Raw genomic sequence first — 16,720 nt, 5'->3', positions numbered from 1 at the left:
CTGCTTTTTATGAATGTAGTCCGCACTCTCTATTGGAAAGGACCTTTGTAGGGTCAAAATATTTAAATTCATTAGGTAACTGATGTTCTTTTAGATAGGCATCCAATTCCTCGTCAGTCCAATGATAAAATGGGCTCACTTTTAAAATGCCGTCTTTACTATAACTCAGAATATCTATACTGTCCCTAAAAGCAGTTTGCCCTTTTCTTAAATTAGTAAACCAAACATCTGGTTTTAGCTCTCCCATTGCTCTCATAAAGGGTTCTAATTTTACCTGCTCAGTAAATTCTTGATGTCTGCTATCCTCCACCTGTGGAATACCTCCAAACAACACATCGCGATGTGCTGCAGTTTGCAAAGGAGTGTATAATTTGATATTCAATTTAAGTTGAGTGATCAAGTCTTCGGCATGCCTATAGGTTTGCTGGGTATTATATCCGGTATCGCACCATACGATTTTGATCTCTGGAGCTACAGCTACACTAGCTTGTAGAATCGCAGCTTCATAGGGTCTAAAATTTGTGGTCACTACTGGTCTTTCTGCATCTTGAAATGCCCAATTAATTATTTCTGAAGGTGTTCCTTCTTTAAACCTTTTATTAAGGGCTAGTATTTCTTCTTCTGAGTATTTCTTCATAATTATTCCTTTCCAAAATTGATGGAATTCCAAATGCGTTCATGACCAAAATAGAGGATCATCTTTGTTACCAATTCTACAGATCCAATTGCCAATGCCGTTTCCACCTTTCCGGTCAAGATCCTTGAAATGACTATTGTATCTAAAGTACCAATGAATCTCCAGCTTATAGTTTTTGCTATGCTTCGCAATGGTTTCTCAGATAATTGATCTGATACATAACTGGCTTTTCCCTTGTTCGGATTTAAAAACATATGGATATTATATAAAATTCTATTAACCTATAGGATTAATAGGTTATGCAAAAATAGGATTCCTTTTATAATTGAGCAATTAAAGAATCTAAAATTAAGTTTCAGCTCTTTTATTCAACTAGAAACAATAAAAAAAATTAATTTTTACCTCAGGAGAGATCTGCCAAGGTATTATTACCTAATACATTCAAGGTGCTATCTCTTACTTGGATCATCAACTTATGTACAGAGCATGTATCCTCATCTGGACAGTCTATACATTTTTCATAATAATTTAAACTCACACATGGAACCATTGCAATTGGACCTTCAAGCACTCTAATTACTGAGGTCATGAGAATTTCCTCTGGTTTTTTAATTAAGTAATAACCTCCTCCTTTGCCCTTTTTGGAACCTAAAAATCCAGATTTCCGAAGGTCCAACAAAATACTTTCAAGGAATTTTGAGGATATATTTTCATTACTTGCAATTTCTGAAGTTTGTACAGGGTTTTTATCTGGCTGTTTAGCTAAGAATGCAAGCGCTTTAATACCGTATTTCGTCTTTTTTGAAAGCATTTAGCGAATATAGATAAATAATTTATCTAGTTCTTATTTCAAGATTTTAAGCTTAAAACTAAAAGCCTCCTGGATCAAAACAAATTTTGATTCAGGAGGCTAAATGTCTTTCAACATAAAATTAAATTACTTTTTATATTTCTCTGCTAACTTGGTTAAATCTGCGAGAATTCCTCTTGCAGCTACACCTGTTCCAGCGGCAGCCCCTTGAATTACTATAGGAAATTGCCCATTAGATTCTGTATAGATCTCAAAAGAAGCTTCTGCATTTTTCAGACTTCCAAAAGAGGTATTGGTTTTTACTTTTACTAATTTTACTTCTAGTTTCCCAGAGATCACATCTAACTCGCCAATATGTCTTAAGACCTCATCTGGCTTTAATTCATCCTTCAATTCATCAAAATCCAAATTGAGATCACTTAGGTTATCTTTAAAATGTGAAACAGAACTTCGTCCATTTAAATGCTTAGGCACTAAACTTTCGATCTTTACATCTACAAGTTCTTTCTTCATATGTAACTCCCTTGCTAAAACTAACAACTTTTCTGCTACATCTTTTCCTGAAAGGTCTATTCTAGGATCTCTTTCTGTAAGTCCTTTTATTCCAGCCTCCGCCAATAAAGAATCGAACATTTTATTTTGTTGCGAAAATTGATTGAAAATATAACTTAAGGATCCTGAAAAAACACCACTTACCTTAGTTACTTTTTCTCCAGAAGCATATAACCTTTGCAGCGTTTGTATTATTGGTAAGCCTGCGCCTACATTAGTTTCATATAAAAACTCAGTTTTATTTTTCCTTAGTTGCTTTCTCAAATTGTTATAGAAAATTGTAGATAATGTATTGGCCGATTTATTAGAAGCTACAATATCATATCCGTTTTTTATAAACGTAGAATAATTTTGCACAAACTCTTTACTTGCTGTAGCATCTACAATGATCACATTCTTATAAGCTTCTTTTTTGATATATTTTAAAACCGTATCTACCGTATATGGAACACCAAAATATTTAAAATCGGTTCTCCAAGATGGTCGCACACACTTCTCTTCATAGAAGGCCGAAGTAGAATTTACCACTACTGGCACATTGATTTCTATTTTGCTTTGTTTTTTAAGTTGTTCTCTCGCATCCAAGATCTGATTTATCAAGGTGCTTCCAACATTCCCGACTCCGAAGAGTATAATATGAATCTTTTTCATAATTCCATGTACTAGGTTTTGGCTGTTTTCAAAAACTCAGCCAAGTGTGACTTTAATTTTAAAACTTTCTATCAAACTTTATATTTTAACTTAAGTTTTAGAAAGTAAATATCCCTTTGGAAAAATTACCAGAGGGATATTTAGAATTGAATTATAACTAATATAAAATCTAAAATTTCTGATAATTGAAAGAGGTGCGATTCGTATGCATATAAAAATTATAATGCTTACTAATCCACATGATATTTGGTTTACTTATTTCCAATTTAAGTTCCATTCTCTAATTTCAATTTATTGTAACAAAAAAGCCGCTGCGGTTGGCAGCGGCTTTGGTAATTCTTATATTCTAAGTTTTACGCAAATGCAGCTGCTGTAGGTAGCTCCCACATTAATTTATACATATTACGAATCACTTTATCCATTGCCTTATTTGAAAGTACAAAGTTAACCACACAATTGGTTAGAAACCAAGATAAATTTGAAAAGATTTCATATAAATTTTCATTCAATTTTAATTATTTATTCCAGATTCTAAAGCTTGGTTTAGATCCTTAATAACATCATCTACATGCTCTAAACCTACAGAGATTCTTATTAGTCCGTCTGTAATCCCCGACTCCAGTCTATCCGATTTAGAGAGTTTACTATGCGTGGTAGATGCGGGGTGAGTTATTATACTTCTGGTGTCTCCTAAATTTGCAGATATTGAGCATAATTTTATTGAATCTATAAAATTTCTTCCGGCATCAATTCCTTTTTTGATTTCAAAAGCAATCACATTTCCACCTAGTTTCATTTGCTTTTTGGCAATTTTATATTGGGGATGAGATTTTAAAAATGGATATTTTACCTTCGAAATTGCAGCATGATTTTCTAAGAACTTTGCGACTTTAAGTGCGTTTTCACAATGCTTTTCCAGACGCACCGGCAAGGTTTCTAAACTTTTGGATAATACCCATGCGTTAAATGGAGACATTGAGGGTCCGGTATTTCTTGAAAATAAGTATATTTCTCTAATAAGATCTGCTCTCCCCACGGTTATCCCACCCAGAACTCTACCCTGACCATCTATTAATTTTGTTGCAGAGTGAATAACCAGATCTGCCCCAAAATCTATCGGGTTTTGAAGGTAAGGTGTTGCGAAGCAATTATCAATGATCAAAATAAGATGGTGCTTTTTAGCAATCTTACCCAGTTTTTCCAGATCCAAAACATCTACCCCGGGGTTTGTTGGGGATTCCGCAAATAAAATTTTAGTTTCTGGTTTTATTAAACTTTCAATAGTATCCAGTTCATCTATATTAAAATAACTATGTGAAATATTCCATTTAGGAAAATACTGAGAAAACAAGCCGTGAGTAGATCCAAATAAAGATCTGGAAGCTACTATATGATCTCCGCTATTTAATAATGCAGCCAAACTGGAAAACACAGCTGCCATTCCAGAAGCAAAAGCAAATCCAGCCTCTGCTTTTTCCATTAACACCATTTTATCTATAAACTCTGAGGTATTTGGATTTGAATATCTACTATAAATATTTCGATCTTTTTCCTCAGCAAAAGATGCGCGCATATCTTCTGAATCTTCGAAAACATAGCTCGATGTTAAATACAAAGGAACCGAATGCTCTAAATTTTGAGTTCTCTCTGCCTGTGTCCTGATAGCTGTAGTTTCTATATGTGTATTGTCCATTTTTATTTTATTATATGCATTCAAGTTTTTCTGAGATCTTTAAAAGATCGGACAACACTCCTCTTGAAGTCACCCTTGCTCCAGCACCGGCACCTTGAATAACAATGGGCCTATTTCCATAGTTTTTAGTATAAATTTCGAAGGAAGCATCAGCTTCCTGTAAGCTTCCAAAGGGAGAGTTTCTTTTTTCTGTTACCAACTTTACCTCTAATTGTCCGCTAGCTACACCTAACTCTCCAATATGCCTTAAAACCTCATCTGCCTTTAAATTTGATCTACGTTCTTCAAAATTTAAATTCAGTTCTTGTTGATTTTCGTTAAAATGAGAAATGGAACTCTTTCCATTTAAATGATTTGGAACCAGATTTTCTATCTTAACTTCCGTAAGTTCTTTTATGATATTAATCTCTCTGGCAAGGATCAATAATTTTCTGCCAACATCTTTTCCTGAGAGATCTATTCTTGGATCTGGCTCTGTAAGCCCTTTATTTCTTGCTTCGTCTAAAACTTCAGAAAAGGTTCTATTATTACTGGAAAATGAATTAAAAATATAACTTAAAGAGCCCGAGAAGATCCCTCTTATTTTAGTTATCTCTTCTCCCGCTAAGTGAAGATCTTGTACGGTTTTAATTACAGGTAATCCAGCCCCCACATTGGTTTCATATAAAAATTGTTTGTCGTGCTTTTTTAATTCTAGTCTTAAATCTTTATAAAATTTATCTGATAATGAATTAGCGGTTTTATTGGCGGCAACTATATTAAATCCATTTCTTATTAATTCCTTATAATTCTTTACAAACTTCTCACTTGCCGTAGCATCTACAGCGATTAAATTGGTGAGTTTCTCTTTTTTAACATGATTTATAATTTGCGATAATTTATAGGGATACCCATAAGATTTAAAATCTGCCTCCCATGAGTTATTGATGTCATCCTTGTTATAAAAAGCGATTTTAGAATTCACTATAACCGCAAGTTTGATATCTATCTGAGAAGAATTAAAAATTTTGGATCGACTCTCCAATATCTGATTTATTAAGGAACTCCCTACATTACCGACTCCGAAAAGCACTATGTTTATTGTTTTCATTTTGTTTATTACTATGGTTGAATATTGGATTTAAAAAGGATGCTACTTGAGATGTTTCTATTAAAAATGCATCATGTCCATGTATGGATCTAATTTCATGAATACTTATATTTTCTTTGATGAGGGACAAGTTTACATAAGTATCCCAATTCTCATTGGCTGTAAATAACCCATCAGAATTAATTGTGATTATATGAATGTCGCCGCTAATTTTTGATGCCGCATTTAAATGATCTCCACTCCCCAAGCTTATATCTGAAGTTGAAAGCAAATGGTTCATTAATTTGTAAGCTGCCAATTGATATCTATTTTCCAGTTGTTTACCATGGTGCTCTAGCCAGTCTTCAATATTTCCAGTGCCATTTGTATTGTTTTGGTTAGAGGTGAATTTAGAAATAAAAGATTCCGGACTTCTATATATAGTCATTGCATGCATTCTGGCATCTGCCACGGGATTTACAGAATTATTTAAGATCTGTTCCTGCACCTTACATTGTGCCTTTACCCACGGCGTAGCTTTATAATCTGTTGCTATTGGAATTAAATGTTCAAAGAGATCTGGATCTAAAACTGCCTGTTCCCATAACAAAGCTCCCCCAATAGAGCCACCAATTCCTGCATATATTTTGGAGATACCTAATTGTTTTAAGGCTTCAGAATAAATTTTAGCAATGTCCCTAAGTGTGAAATCTTTATAATTTAATAATAAATGAGACTCCACACCATCAAACCCATTCCCGGGATTATTAAATGCCAGAACGGTATACTCTTGAAGATCGATGCTTTTATCAAGCCCAATTATTTCTTGCCACCAACCATTTTTCCCTGTTACTTCTGAATTTCCCGTGAGTGCATGATTCACCATAACTATTGGTGCAGTCCCTATTTCCCTACCAAAGGTTTGATAGGTCAACTGGAGCTCCTGAATAGTTCCTGCACTGTTCTTAAAATTGGAGATGTTTATCTTTTGAAGCATTTCTACCTATATTTAAAATTAATAAAACCACAAAGCTCGGGGAACCTGGTAAGGCGGGCCTGCCCGAATCAATCAGGCGGGTTAAACCCTAGGAGGGATGAAAAGAGCAATCGGAAATTTCGCATGAGGATTTGGTAATTCCGATTGTCTTCATCCACAAACAAATTATTTTAAAACCTTTTTACCGATCTTGGAAAATGCCTGTTTAAGATCGGATTTAAGATCTTCCAGATCCTCCAATCCTACAGAAAGCCTTATTAGATCTTTGGTAACTCCGGTAGATTCCTGTTGTTCATCACTTAATTGTTGATGAGTTGTACTGGCGGGATGAATTATTAAGGATTTGGTATCCCCAATATTTGCAAGCAAGGAGAAAATAGTAGTTTCATCGGCAATCACCTTTGCAGCATCAAAACCTCCTTCTACTCCAAAGGTCACCACACCGCTTTGCCCCTTAGGTAAATATTGCTGTGCAAGTTCATAATATTCACTGCTCTTAAGTCCCGGGTAATTCACCCATTTTACCTGCTCTTGTTCTTGTAACCATTTAGCCAATGCCAACGCATTTTCACTGTGTTTTTTGATCCTGATCTCTAAAGTTTCCAAGCCTTGAATGATCTGAAAAGCATTGAAAGGACTTAATGCCGCACCATGATCCCGCAATCCTTCTATTCTTACTTTTGCAATAAAGGCTGCTTCCTTTAAAACATCATGATAAACAAGACCATGATAACCTGCAGAAGGCTCGGTGAATTCCGGGAATTTCCCATTAGCCCAGTCAAATTTACCGGCATCTATAATTACACCTCCAAGAGAAGTCCCATTCCCATTGATGTATTTGGTAAGGGAATGAATAACAATATCTGCCCCGTACTGGATCGGATTTAAAAGCGAAGGAGTCGCTACCGTATTATCCACGATCAAAGGAACTTTGTGCGATTTTGCATGTTTAGAAATAGCCTTGATATCTAATACATCTAATTTTGGATTCCCAAGTGATTCTATAAAGAAAACCCTGGTGTTTTCTTGGGCTGCTTTTTGAAAGTTTTCCGGATTGGATGGATCTACAAAAGTGGTGGTAATCCCAAATCTTGGCAAGGTTACATTTAGAAGATTATAGGTACCTCCATAAAGACTATTGGAAGCTACAATGTGATCTCCAGATCTTAGTAAGGTTAACAAAGTGGTGTTGATGGCTGCAGTACCAGATGCGGTTACCACTGCTCCAATACCACCTTCCAAAGCAGCCAATCTTTGCTCGAGAATATCGTTGGTTGGATTGTTAAGTCTGGTGTAAATAAATCCCGGTTCTGCCAAAGCGAATAGTCTGGCAGCGTGATCTGAATCTTTAAAAACATACGAAGATGTTAAATAGATAGGAACCGCTCTAGTTCCTCCATTGGTAGTTACATCGTGACATGCATGCAGTGCGTTTGTTGCGAATTGTTGTGTGCTCATGATTTTTGTTTTAAAGGTTTATTTTGATATTAAATGATTTTGATTTTGCTGAAATAAAAAATCCCTCTGGCAGATTTGCCAGAGGGATTTAGGAATTGAATTATATAAAACTAATTTACATCCTGAATTTTTGGCAATAACGGCTTGTTGCGTACATCATACACATTTGCATATTGCAGCACATTATTGAAATATTTGAGAAAGTTATTTTCATTTTATTTTGATCGAGCTGAATTTAATCGGCGTTTTTAAAATTCCATTTTGACTTATATAAACAAAAAAAGCCGCTGCGGTTGGCAGCGGCTTTTGCAATTCTTATAAGTTAAGTTTTATGCAATAGTGAACGCTGCGGGTTTCCCCAACATCATCATACACATATTACACATTACTTGATTCATCTTGTTAAAATCTATTTTACAAATTTAACGACAGAATCTTTTATAAAACAAATTTAATTTCAATTATTTTTCAAAAAACTTAATTAACCTACTGAATATCAGTCCTTCGGAAGAAATCATTTTCTTTGCGCTAAGGATTGAGCGATTGTTTGAGCTCTCCCGAACTTTTTTATCGGGAAGCGAGTCGTGAAAGCCTGACGCGAGCCTTTTGGCAAAGCGGAGCGCTCAACAATTATTAAAAAAGAAGTTAAAGAATGACGACATTCAATCTAATTTTATACATTTGCCTCTTACGATTACAGGGAATGATTTGACTGATTGCTACCCTTAAAAAATGCTAAAGCAGTGTAAACTTCGCTAGCAATTCCCGTCAAAGATTTTCTTACTTACTAATTAAAAAGACAAGAATGGCGTATTTATTCACTTCAGAGAGTGTTTCTGAAGGACACCCAGATAAAATAGCTGACCAAATCAGTGATACCTTACTAGACAATTTTTTAGCTTTTGATGAGAATTCCAAGGTTGCCTGTGAAACTCTTGTAACTACAGGGCAAGTTGTTCTTGCTGGAGAAGTAAAAAGCAATACTTATATAGATGTACAAAATATTGCCCGTGAGGTAATTAACGATATTGGTTATACCAAAGGAGCCTACAAATTTAGTGGGGATTCTTGTGGTGTAATTTCTTTGATCCATGAACAATCTCAGGACATTAACCAAGGGGTAGATCGTGGTGAAAAAGAGGAACAAGGTGCTGGAGATCAAGGAATGATGTTTGGTTACGCAACCAACGAGACCGAAAATTACATGCCTTTGGCATTAGATATTTCTCACAAGATCCTAATTGAATTGGCAAAATTACGCCGAGAAGGAAAAGAGATCACTTATTTAAGACCAGATTCTAAAAGTCAGGTTACTATTGAATATAGTGATGAGAATGTACCTCAGCGAATTGAAGCCATCGTGATCTCCACGCAACATGACGAGTTTGATGAAGATGACAATGCGATGTTGAGCAAGATCAAGAAAGACATGGTGGAAATTTTGATTCCGCGTGTAATAAAATTATTTCCTCAATATGTACAGGAATTGTTTAATGATGAGATCACCTACCACATTAATCCAACCGGAAAGTTTGTAATTGGAGGCCCACATGGAGATTCTGGACTAACAGGAAGAAAGATCATTGTAGATACTTACGGTGGAAAAGGAGCTCACGGAGGTGGTGCTTTTTCTGGTAAAGATCCAAGTAAAGTAGATAGATCTGCAGCTTATGCAGCAAGACATATCGCTAAAAACTTAGTAGCAGCGGGTGTTGCAGATGAAGTTTTAGTTCAGGTTTCTTATGCAATTGGCGTTGTAAAACCAACATCTATCTCTGTAGATACATATGGCTCTAAAAATGTAGAACTTTCTAATGGCGAGATCGCTAAGAAAGTAGCAGAGATCTTCGATATGCGTCCTGCAAGTATAGAAAGCAGATTGAAGCTTAGAAATCCTATTTATAGAGAAACTGCGGCTTATGGGCATATGGGAAAAGAACCTAGAACCATTACCAAAATTTTTGAAAGTCCTTATTCTGGAAGAATTGTAAGAGAAGTAGAACTATTCACTTGGGAAAAACTGGATTATGTAGATCAAGTAAAAGAAGCTTTTGGACTGAACTAATTCCCAGCTTAAATAATATATTATAAAAAAGGCCACTAGAAATAGTGGCCTTTTTTTTATTTCAGAAAAAATTCTTCGGAAAGCTTTAACAAGTTATAGCATATTAAAACGCTAATTTTAAGATTCAACAAAATCTTACCTATGTCACTCTTCGGAAAAGTAAAAAATACGATCAATCTCTTAAAGTCGGTAGATATGAATCAGCTGGCCAAAATAAGTCAAACTATAGATATTCCTGAAGCAATGGACGCTTTGGGTAATTTAGATGAGCGCCAATTAAAAGGCCTCATGAAAATGCTGAAAACCAAAAAGAAAAAAGGGCAACATAACCTGCCTCCTATAGATGGGGATTTTTACAATCTAGATCTAAAATTGAGTCCGGAACAGCGTGAGCTTCAGCTAAGGGTTCGGAATTTCATGGAAGATGAAGTAAAACCTTTGGTAAATGATCATTGGAATAGAGCGGCATTCCCATTTGAGATCATAGAAAAATTTAAAAAACTAAATATTGTAGGCCTTCCTTACGAGGGATATGGCTGCCCAAATTTACCTTTCTTAATGGAAGGAATTATTGCCCAAGAAATTGCCAGAGTAGATGTTTCTATTTCTACCTTTTTTGGAGTGCATAGCGGACTTGCAATGGGATCTATTTATCTGTGCGGAAGTGAAGAACAAAAACAGGAATGGTTGCCCCAAATGCAGAAGTTAGAGAAAATTGGAGCTTTTGGACTAACAGAACCAGAGGGAGGATCTGGAGTATCACAAGGAATGGAAACCACTTGTAAATTCGATGGAGAGAATTGGATCTTGAACGGACAGAAAAAGTGGATCGGGAATGCCACTTTTGCCGATGTTATTATTATCTGGGCGAGAGATGAAGATTCTAATAAGGTTAAAGGTTTTATAGTAAGAAAAGAAAATCCGGGTTTCGAAGCTGAAAAGATGGAAGACAAAATGGCTTTGAGAATAGTTCAAAACGCCATCATTACTTTAACAGAATGTAAGATTCCCGAAAGTGATAGATTACAAAAGGCAGATTCCTTTAGAGACACAGCTAAAGTTTTAAAAATGACACGTGCAGGAGTAGCATGGCAAGCAGTTGGCTGTGCACGTGGTGCATATGAAAGCGCATTAAAATACACCAAAAAACGAGAGCAGTTTGGAAGACCTATTGCATCCTACCAATTAATTCAGAATCATCTTGTAGAGATGCTTTCCAACTTAACAGCCATGCAAACTATGGTTTTCAGGCTTTCTGAATTACAAGATCAGGAACTTTTAACCGATGAACATGCTTCATTGGCTAAGGTATATTGCAGTATGAGGATGAGAGATGTGGTAAGTAGAGCTCGAGAAGTGTTAGGTGGAAATGGAATATTATTGGAATATGATGTAGCAAGATTTGTTGCAGATGCCGAAGCAATTTATAGCTATGAGGGTACCAAGGAAATAAACACACTTATTGTAGGACGTGCCATTACTGGTTATAGTGCCTTCGTAAATTAAAACATTAAAAAATGTCAGTTTTATTAATATGCACAGGAAGAGATCCACAAGTCTGGGTAAACGCAATTAGAGAACAACAACCTAATGTTAAGTTGTATGTATATCCGGAAGTGCATGATCCCCAGGAAATCACCTTTGTAGTAACATGGAAGCATCCAAAAGGTGTTTTTAACAGATATCCAAATTTAGAGGTAATCGCATCAATTGGAGCGGGAGTAGATCATATTATCAGCGATCCTGAAATTCCTAAAAGAGCACTAATTACTCGTGTTATAGATGAGCAACTTACTAAGGATATGAGCACTTTCGTGTTAGCTTTAGTATTAGATAAAATTAGAAATGTCTCTATACACCACAGTGAAAAAAAATGGAGCCCACTACCCTATCATACTTTAGATGAAGAAAATATTGGGGTAATGGGTCTTGGAGTATTGGGAAAAGCTGTGGCTTTAAACTTGTCCAGTAATGGTTTTAAAGTTTCTGGTTGGTCTAAGTCTAGAAAACACATTGATGGAGTGAGTACGTATCACGGAGAAAAAGGTTTGAATGATTTTCTGAAAGATACCAGTATATTAATCTGTTTATTGCCATTAACTTCAGAAACAGATAGCATTCTAAATAAGGAATTATTTGAAAAATTACCAAAAGGGGCTTATATTATAAATGTTGCCCGTGGGGAACATTTGGTAGAACATGATCTATTAGAAATGCTGGACAAAGGACATCTTTCTGGAGCAAGTCTGGATGTATTTAGAACAGAACCTTTACCAGAAGAACATCCTTTTTGGAAACATCCAAAGATTCATATTACCCCACATATTGCAAGTGTTACAGATCCTAAAAAGGTCGTACATCAGCTTATGGAAAATTATATGCATTTAAAGAACCGAGAACCTTTAAAAAACGTGGTGGAATTGAAAAAGGAATACTAAAAAAACAGCTATGAGTACAGGATTTAAAAATATCATGGTAGCGGTAGATTTTAACGATGCCGTTGGAAAATTAATGAGTTATGCCGAAGCATTAGCCTTGCAATTTGAAGCTAAGATCTGGGTGGTTCATGTTGCAGATCCAGATCCAGATTTTGTAGGATATGAACCGGGACCTCAATATATACGAGATTTTAGAGCGGATGAGTTGCGAGATGAACATAAAAAACTTCAGAACATTACCAACATGTTCCTTGACAAAAAAATTGAATCTGCCGCATTGCTTATACAAGGTTCTACAGTAGAAACTGTTTTAAATGAAGCTAAAAAACTACATGCGGATCTACTAATAGTAGGCAACCATAAACATAGTTTCTTACATAATTTATTATCTGAAAGTGTGTCACTTGAGCTATTAAAGAATGGGAATATCCCATTGCTCACTATTCCAATAGACGAAAATTAACTTTTAGATTTTAGCACACTTACTGTAACCAACAATTGTCCAATATGTCGTTGGGTATGTTCTGCAGCATGAAATAGCAGTCCGATTACAGAAGATGGCAACTGTTTTCTACCAACCCCTCGAAATTCCGTTAAGCTGGAAACCGGTATAGATTCTAGCTTTCTGAGGACCTGTTCTATTTTGTGGCCGAATTCTTCAATCAAGCTTTCCGATGTAATATCACTATCCGGAACTCCTTCCCTTTTTAAATAGGTTAGTTGTCCTTCACTTAAATTCTCAGCTTCCACATAAGTAAACAATCTATCTAAAAGCCCTGAGAGATGTTGCAAATGAAACCCTACTGAAGCCCTTCCTGAAGGCTTTTCCCAAAGCAAATTGTCTGGAAAATCTATCATATATTTCTTCAGTTCCATTTTAGACTGCAGCAAAGAATGAACAATGGGCTGTAAAAGATCTGGAGTACCTTCTATTTTACCTCTAAGCCAATATTCGGGAAGCTCTTTCTCTTTCATAGTTTAAGTATCTTAAGTTTATGTAAAAATAAAAGAAATGGTATCTTTAGCTATCCTATAAATACATAAATATGTTTGAAAAAAGATTACTCACGCTAGCATTGGTGATTCTCTCCACTACATTATTCTCTCAGGAAAAAGACAAAAAAGATAAATGGGATGTATCTAATCCATACACTAAGGATTGGAAGATCAATGAAGTTCCTTTAAGTACAGATGAAGGAACCTGGATGAATTTAGATGTGAGCCCAGATGGTAATAAGATAGTTTTCGATCTTTTAGGAGATATATTTAGCATGCCTATTTCGGGTGGAAAAGCAAAGCTTCTTAGATCTGGAATGCCTTATGAAGTACAGCCAAGATTTAGTCCGGATGGAAGTAAGATTCTTTTTACCAGTGATGCCGGCGGAGGAGACAATATATGGGTCATGGATGCTGAAGGTGAAAACGCAAAACAGCTAACCACTGAAGATTTTAGATTATTAAATAACGGAGTTTGGACCGCAGATGGAAACTCAATTATCGCAAGAAAACATTTTACTTCAGGACGTTCCTTGGGAGCTGGAGAAATGTGGCAATATCATATTGCAGGTTCAGCAGGGCTTCAGTTAACCGAAAGAAAGAACGATCAACAAGACGTGAATGAACCAAGTACTTCGCCAGATGGAAGGTATTTGTATTATAGTGAGGATATGTATCCTGGTGGTAACTTTCAGTATAACAAAGATCCGAACAAACAGATCTATGTGATAAAAAGATATGATTTTGAAACAGGAGAAACCCTTGTAATTACAGGAGGTTCTGGGGGAGCTGCGCGACCTCAGATTTCCCGAGATGGAACCAAATTGGCTTTTATAAAAAGGGTTCGAACAAAAACAGTCTTATATGTACATGATCTAAAAACTGGTGAAGAGCGACCGGTTTATGACAATCTAAGTAAAGATCAGCAAGAGGCATGGGCTATTTTTGGAGTATATCCAGGATTCAGTTGGATGCCGAATAACAAAGAAGTAGTGATCTGGAGTGAAGGAAAGATAAAACGCATCAATGTGGAGACTTCTGATGTGAAAGAAATTCCTTTTAATGCGGAAACCACCATAAAAATTGCTGAAGCGCATCATTCTAGTCCGAAGGTGTTTTCAGAAAAATTCACCGCAAAAGCTATACGAAATGCGGTGACTTCACCAAATGGAAAAACGTTAGTGTTTCATGGATTAGGATTTCTTTGGAAAAAGGAACTTCCAAATGGAAAACCTCAACGTTTAACAAAAGACACCGATTTTGAATTTGACCCTTCTTTTTCTCCAGACGGGAAGTCGGTTATCTATGTAACATGGGACGATCAAAATAAAGGAAGTATAAAAAAGGTTTCACTTTCAGGTGGAAATCCTTCAGCATTAACTCAAGAAAAAGGAATCTACAGAAACCCATCTTTTTCTAGAGCAGGAGGTAAAATTGTATTCACAAAAGAATCTGGAAATACAGATCTAGGCGAAACTTTTACGAAAGAACCTGGAATTTATCTAATGAGTGCAGATGGCAAGAATTCAGAAAAAATAAATAAAGAAGGAGATTTCCCTGTTTTCAATAAAGATGATTCAAGGATCATTTTTCAAACCGGAGGATACCTGTTCGGAAATCTTACTAAAAGTTTAAAAAGTATAGATCTTAATGGAGAAGATGAACGTGTGCATTTTACTTCAAAATATGCAAATCGCTTGATTCCTAGTCCGGATAATAAATGGATCGTATTTTCAAATTTACATAAAGCCTATGTGGCGCCTTTTGTAATGACAGGGAAGCCAATAGATCTTGATGGAAAATCGAAAGCATTTCCTGTAACCCAGATCACAAAAGATGCAGGGATCAATTTACACTGGTCTAACAATAGCGATAAGGTTCACTGGACTTTGGGAGATGAATATTTCACAAATGAGATAGACCAAAAATTTACCTTCCTGGAAACTTCCCCCGATTCAATTTCAGCAATGACTGAGACTGGTTTAAAAATAGGTTTACAAGCAAAGACAGATGTACCAAAAGGAAAAATTGCATTTACCAATGTGCGTATTATTACCATGGAAGGTGACAATGTAATTGAAAATGGAACGCTTGTGGTAGATGAAAATAAAATAGTTGCTCTTGGAAACGCTAGTGATATTGAGATTCCTAAAAACACTAAGATCTACGATCTAACCGGCAAAACTATTATGCCAGGAATTGTAGATGCTCATGCGCATATTGGAGCCTTTAGATATGGGATTAGCCCTAATAAACACTGGCCTCTTTATGCAAATCTTGCCTTTGGAGTAACCACTTCTCATGATCCGTCTGCTTTAAGCGAAACGGTTTTTGGAATGGCAGAAATGATTAAAAGTGGAGAAATGGTGGGACCAAGATTATTTTCTACAGGAATAATAATTTATGGTGCCGATGGCGATTTTAAAGCAGACATCAACAGTTTGGAGGATGCGCGCTCTGCCCTAAGAAGAACGAAAGCCTTTGGTGCAAATTCTATAAAGAGTTACAATCAGCCTAGAAGAGAGCAACGCCAGCAAGTGATGCAAGCTGCCAAAGAATTAGATCTAAATGTGGTTCCTGAAGGAGGAAGTACTTTTTTCCATAATATGAGTATGATCATAGATGGCCATACAGGAATTGAACATAATATTCCTGTGGCTCCGGTTTATAAAGATGTATTAACTCTATGGGGAAATAGCAACACAGGCTATACTCCTACTCTAATCGTGAATTACGGAGGAATTAATGGAGAGTTTTACTGGTACGAAAAATCGAATGTTTGGGAGAATGAAAAGTTATTGACCTTCACCCCGCGTTTCATTGTAGATTCCAGATCTCGCCGCAGAGAGATGCTTCCACAAGAAGAGTATGACAATGGGCCTATCCTAGTTTCGGAAACTGCAAAAGCATTGAGCGATAAAGGAGTAAAGGTTAACCTAGGTGCACACGGACAGTTACAAGGACTTGGAGCACATTGGGAATTGTGGTTATTACAAATGGGCGGAATGACTAATATGGAAGCTTTAAGAGCGGCAACAATTAATGGAGCCGAATACCTTGGAATGGGTAGCGAAATTGGATCTTTGAAAGTTGGAAAACTGGCAGATCTTATAGTTTTGGGCAAAAATCCATTGGAAGATATCAATAATTCTAATACAGTAGAATTTACTATGGTTAACGGACGTTTATTTGAATCTGCAACCATGAATGAAATTGGAAATAATCCGAAGGAACGAAGTGATTTTTATTGGGAGAACAATAATTACAATCAGGCGTTTCCATGGCACGAGAGCACCCAAAGTTTTACTGCTCCAGGTTGTACTTGCCAAGCTACTCACAACTAAAAGTTTTCT

The 16,720-nt window shown here is 36.1% G+C and carries 14 protein-coding genes; 5 read left to right on the top strand and 9 right to left on the bottom strand.

What is annotated here, in order from left to right; all coding sequences use genetic code 11:
- Nucleotides 1-7: 7 nt before the first annotated feature.
- The 8 genes from BC962_RS05425 to BC962_RS05390 form a co-directional block, all read right to left on the bottom strand.
- A complete protein-coding gene (locus BC962_RS05425) occupies nucleotides 8-637 on the bottom strand; it encodes a phosphoadenosine phosphosulfate reductase domain-containing protein (RefSeq protein WP_121344844.1) in 630 nt (209 codons plus the stop codon).
- A gap of 2 nt (nucleotides 638-639) precedes the next feature.
- Nucleotides 640-891 carry a DUF2061 domain-containing protein gene (locus BC962_RS05420; RefSeq protein WP_121344843.1) on the bottom strand — a complete coding sequence of 84 codons (252 nt, stop codon included), beginning with the start codon at nucleotides 889-891 and terminating at the stop codon, nucleotides 640-642.
- 149 nt (nucleotides 892-1,040) lie between these two features.
- Nucleotides 1,041-1,448: an RrF2 family transcriptional regulator gene (locus BC962_RS05415; RefSeq protein WP_121344842.1), complete on the bottom strand. Its 408-nt coding sequence runs from the start codon at nucleotides 1,446-1,448 to the stop codon at nucleotides 1,041-1,043.
- 126 nt (nucleotides 1,449-1,574) lie between these two features.
- The gene (locus tag BC962_RS05410; RefSeq protein WP_121344841.1) at nucleotides 1,575-2,651 is read right to left on the bottom strand and encodes a homoserine dehydrogenase family protein; all 1,077 of its coding nucleotides are present in this window, start codon (nucleotides 2,649-2,651) and stop codon (nucleotides 1,575-1,577) included.
- Between the two features lie 511 nt (nucleotides 2,652-3,162).
- On the bottom strand, nucleotides 3,163-4,344 hold the full coding sequence (locus BC962_RS05405; RefSeq protein ID WP_121344962.1) for a trans-sulfuration enzyme family protein: 1,182 nt from the start codon (nucleotides 4,342-4,344) through the stop codon (nucleotides 3,163-3,165).
- Nucleotides 4,345-4,354: 10 nt separating this feature from the next.
- Nucleotides 4,355-5,434, bottom strand: a complete 1,080-nt coding sequence (locus BC962_RS05400; RefSeq protein ID WP_183075448.1) for a homoserine dehydrogenase family protein — start codon at nucleotides 5,432-5,434, stop codon at nucleotides 4,355-4,357.
- The gene (locus tag BC962_RS05395) at nucleotides 5,397-6,410 is read right to left on the bottom strand and encodes an alpha/beta fold hydrolase (RefSeq protein ID WP_121344840.1); all 1,014 of its coding nucleotides are present in this window, start codon (nucleotides 6,408-6,410) and stop codon (nucleotides 5,397-5,399) included. The genes BC962_RS05400 and BC962_RS05395 overlap by 38 nt, the downstream gene beginning before the upstream one ends.
- 165 nt (nucleotides 6,411-6,575) lie before the next feature.
- On the bottom strand, nucleotides 6,576-7,868 hold the full coding sequence (locus BC962_RS05390) for an O-acetylhomoserine aminocarboxypropyltransferase/cysteine synthase family protein (protein WP_121344839.1): 1,293 nt from the start codon (nucleotides 7,866-7,868) through the stop codon (nucleotides 6,576-6,578).
- Between the two features lie 805 nt (nucleotides 7,869-8,673).
- Between BC962_RS05390 and metK the strand changes: the two genes are divergently transcribed.
- From metK to BC962_RS05370, 4 genes are all read left to right on the top strand, one after another.
- The gene (gene metK, locus BC962_RS05385; RefSeq protein WP_121344838.1) at nucleotides 8,674-9,933 is read left to right on the top strand and encodes a methionine adenosyltransferase; all 1,260 of its coding nucleotides are present in this window, start codon (nucleotides 8,674-8,676) and stop codon (nucleotides 9,931-9,933) included.
- 141 nt (nucleotides 9,934-10,074) lie between these two features.
- Nucleotides 10,075-11,439: an acyl-CoA dehydrogenase family protein gene (locus tag BC962_RS05380; protein ID WP_121344837.1), complete on the top strand. Its 1,365-nt coding sequence runs from the start codon at nucleotides 10,075-10,077 to the stop codon at nucleotides 11,437-11,439.
- Nucleotides 11,440-11,450: 11 nt separating this feature from the next.
- Entirely contained in the window at nucleotides 11,451-12,371 is a 921-nt protein-coding gene (locus BC962_RS05375; protein WP_121344836.1) for a 2-hydroxyacid dehydrogenase, read from the top strand.
- Nucleotides 12,372-12,381: 10 nt separating this feature from the next.
- Nucleotides 12,382-12,834 carry a universal stress protein gene (locus tag BC962_RS05370; protein ID WP_121344835.1) on the top strand — a complete coding sequence of 151 codons (453 nt, stop codon included), beginning with the start codon at nucleotides 12,382-12,384 and terminating at the stop codon, nucleotides 12,832-12,834.
- On the opposite strand, the gene BC962_RS05365 is transcribed toward BC962_RS05370, so the two are convergent.
- A complete protein-coding gene (locus tag BC962_RS05365) occupies nucleotides 12,831-13,346 on the bottom strand; it encodes a DinB family protein (protein WP_121344834.1) in 516 nt (171 codons plus the stop codon). The two genes, BC962_RS05370 and BC962_RS05365, sit on opposite strands and share 4 nt — an antisense overlap.
- Nucleotides 13,347-13,417: 71 nt before the next feature.
- On the opposite strand from BC962_RS05365, the gene BC962_RS05360 reads away from it, so the two are divergent.
- Nucleotides 13,418-16,711, top strand: coding sequence for an amidohydrolase family protein (locus tag BC962_RS05360; protein ID WP_121344833.1), 3,294 nt, complete (start codon nucleotides 13,418-13,420; stop codon nucleotides 16,709-16,711).
- Nucleotides 16,712-16,720: the final 9 nt, after the last annotated feature.

The organism is Gillisia mitskevichiae (genome assembly GCF_003634585.1).
Lineage (GTDB): Bacteria > Bacteroidota > Bacteroidia > Flavobacteriales > Flavobacteriaceae > Gillisia > Gillisia mitskevichiae.
This window is presented reverse-complemented; position numbering and strand designations above follow the sequence as displayed.

Coding starts and splice junctions, on each gene's coding strand:
- BC962_RS05390 (WP_121344839.1), bottom strand. CDS start 7,868: ATGAGCACACAACAATTCGCAACAAACGCACTGCATGCATGTCACGAT.
- BC962_RS05395 (WP_121344840.1), bottom strand. CDS start 6,410: ATGCTTCAAAAGATAAACATCTCCAATTTTAAGAACAGTGCAGGAACT.
- BC962_RS05405 (WP_121344962.1), bottom strand. CDS start 4,344: ATGGACAATACACATATAGAAACTACAGCTATCAGGACACAGGCAGAG.
- BC962_RS05365 (WP_121344834.1), bottom strand. CDS start 13,346: ATGAAAGAGAAAGAGCTTCCCGAATATTGGCTTAGAGGTAAAATAGAA.
- BC962_RS05375 (WP_121344836.1), top strand. CDS start 11,451: ATGTCAGTTTTATTAATATGCACAGGAAGAGATCCACAAGTCTGGGTA.
- BC962_RS05420 (WP_121344843.1), bottom strand. CDS start 891: ATGTTTTTAAATCCGAACAAGGGAAAAGCCAGTTATGTATCAGATCAA.
- BC962_RS05400 (WP_183075448.1), bottom strand. CDS start 5,434: ATGAAAACAATAAACATAGTGCTTTTCGGAGTCGGTAATGTAGGGAGT.
- metK (WP_121344838.1), top strand. CDS start 8,674: ATGGCGTATTTATTCACTTCAGAGAGTGTTTCTGAAGGACACCCAGAT.
- BC962_RS05415 (WP_121344842.1), bottom strand. CDS start 1,448: ATGCTTTCAAAAAAGACGAAATACGGTATTAAAGCGCTTGCATTCTTA.
- BC962_RS05425 (WP_121344844.1), bottom strand. CDS start 637: ATGAAGAAATACTCAGAAGAAGAAATACTAGCCCTTAATAAAAGGTTT.
- BC962_RS05370 (WP_121344835.1), top strand. CDS start 12,382: ATGAGTACAGGATTTAAAAATATCATGGTAGCGGTAGATTTTAACGAT.
- BC962_RS05360 (WP_121344833.1), top strand. CDS start 13,418: ATGTTTGAAAAAAGATTACTCACGCTAGCATTGGTGATTCTCTCCACT.
- BC962_RS05380 (WP_121344837.1), top strand. CDS start 10,075: ATGTCACTCTTCGGAAAAGTAAAAAATACGATCAATCTCTTAAAGTCG.
- BC962_RS05410 (WP_121344841.1), bottom strand. CDS start 2,651: ATGAAAAAGATTCATATTATACTCTTCGGAGTCGGGAATGTTGGAAGC.